Here is a 671-nt window from a genome sequence, read left to right as displayed (position 1 = left end):
TATGTGGATAAGAGACAGGCCGTCGATCCTGTCCCGACCGGTGGTGCCGCAGCATCGCCCAGTCCGGGGGGTCAGTCCGGGTGCGTCCGGCGCGCGTCAACCCGTCCGCTCGTCAGCACGAGCCCCGTCGCTCCGTCAGCCGCGGTCGAACGCGATCGTCTCGTCGTCCGGATCCTCCACCCGTCCGGTCCGCGCGAAGTCGGCCCAGACCTTCCGGATGCGGCGTCCGCGCTCGTCGACGACCGCCCAGTCCTGCTCGGGCACGAACGCCGACCCGGCCCACGCCGCGCGTCCACCGAGCAGCATCGGCAGGTCGCTCATGTGCACCGCGCCCGTCGGACGGGCCGTGGCACCCCGGAGCAGGCGGTACGAGGTCGCCCGGCCGCCGGCTGCACGGTGCCGGTCACGGAAGCGCCGGACGTCCCGTCCGTAGATGACCTCGGACAGGGGTCGGACGAGCCACCAGCGCACGAGGGAGCGTAGGGGGCGGATCCGGGTGACGGCGGCCAGCGCCGGGACGGCCCGGACGAACATCGCCGCCTCGTCGACCGCGGAGCCGATGAGCACGTCGATGCTCGGCGCCACCGCGCGCCAGCCGTCGGCCGCCCGGCGCTCGGTCGGCAGCGGGTCGTGCCCGTACTGCGTGCCGAAGGGCATGCCTCCGCGGAGGC

The 671-nt window shown here is 74.4% G+C and carries 1 pseudogene; it reads right to left on the bottom strand.

The window, feature by feature from the left end:
• Nucleotides 1-135: 135 nt before the first annotated feature.
• Nucleotides 136-671 (bottom strand): annotated as a pseudogene (locus tag NS184_RS18535) (carboxylesterase family protein); the annotation flags it as partial.

The organism is Curtobacterium luteum, assembly GCF_001475545.1.
GTDB lineage: Bacteria > Actinomycetota > Actinomycetes > Actinomycetales > Microbacteriaceae > Curtobacterium > Curtobacterium luteum_A.
This window is presented reverse-complemented; position numbering and strand designations above follow the sequence as displayed.